This is a genomic window from Synechococcus sp. MW101C3, from assembly GCF_002252635.1.
GTDB lineage: Bacteria > Cyanobacteriota > Cyanobacteriia > PCC-6307 > Cyanobiaceae > MW101C3.
Genome location: NZ_NQKX01000017.1, coordinates 1 through 1,053 on the forward strand (window position 1 = coordinate 1; position 1,053 = coordinate 1,053).

Genomic DNA, 1,053 nt, shown 5'->3' on the forward strand with positions numbered 1-1,053 from the left:
CATGACGATTGCTGTAGGGCGCGCGCCTTCGGCTCGGGGATGGTTCGACGTCCTCGATGACTGGCTCAAGCGCGACCGCTTCGTGTTTGTCGGCTGGTCCGGTCTGCTGCTGTTCCCCACGGCCTATCTGGCTCTGGGCGGCTGGCTCACCGGCACCACCTTCGTTTCCTCCTGGTACACCCACGGGATTGCCAGCAGCTACCTGGAAGGCTGCAACTTCCTCACCGCCGCCGTCAGCACCCCTGCCGACGCCATGGGCCACAGCCTGCTGTTGCTCTGGGGTCCGGAAGCTCAAGGTGACTTCGTGCGCTGGTGCCAGCTGGGCGGCCTCTGGCCGTTCGTGGCCCTGCACGGTGCCTTCTCCCTGATCGGCTTCATGCTGCGTCAGTTCGAGATTGCCCGTCTGGTGGGCATCCGCCCCTACAACGCGATCGCCTTCTCCGGCCCGATCGCGGTGTTCGTGAGCGTGTTCCTGATGTACCCGCTGGGTCAGAGCAGCTGGTTCTTCGCGCCTTCCTTCGGGGTGGCGGCGATCTTCCGCTTCCTGCTGTTCCTGCAGGGCTTCCACAACTGGACGCTGAACCCGTTCCACATGATGGGCGTGGCCGGCATCCTGGGCGGTGCGCTGCTGTGCGCCATCCACGGCGCCACGGTGGAGAACACCTTGTTCGAGGATTCCGAGCAGGCCAACACCTTCAAGGCGTTCGAGCCCACGCAGGAAGAGGAGACCTACTCGATGGTCACCGCCAACCGCTTCTGGAGCCAGATCTTCGGGATCGCCTTCTCCAACAAGCGCTGGCTGCACTTCTTCATGCTGTTCGTGCCGGTGATGGGTCTGTGGACCAGCAGCATCGGCATCATCGGCCTGGCGCTGAACCTGCGTGCCTACGACTTCGTGAGCCAGGAAATCCGCGCTGCTGAGGATCCTGAATTCGAAACCTTCTACACGAAGAACATTCTTCTGAATGAAGGTCTGCGTGCCTGGATGGCACCGGCTGACCAGCCGCATGAAAACTTCGTCTTCCCTGAAGAGGTTCTGCCCCGTGGTAACGC

The 1,053-nt window shown here is 62.6% G+C and carries 1 protein-coding gene; it reads left to right on the top strand.

The window, feature by feature from the left end; all coding sequences use genetic code 11:
* Position 1 precedes the first annotated feature (1 nt).
* A partial coding sequence (gene psbD / locus CJZ80_RS14755; protein ID WP_094515010.1) for a photosystem II D2 protein (photosystem q(a) protein) occupies positions 2-1,053 on the top strand: 1,052 nt, incomplete at its 3' end.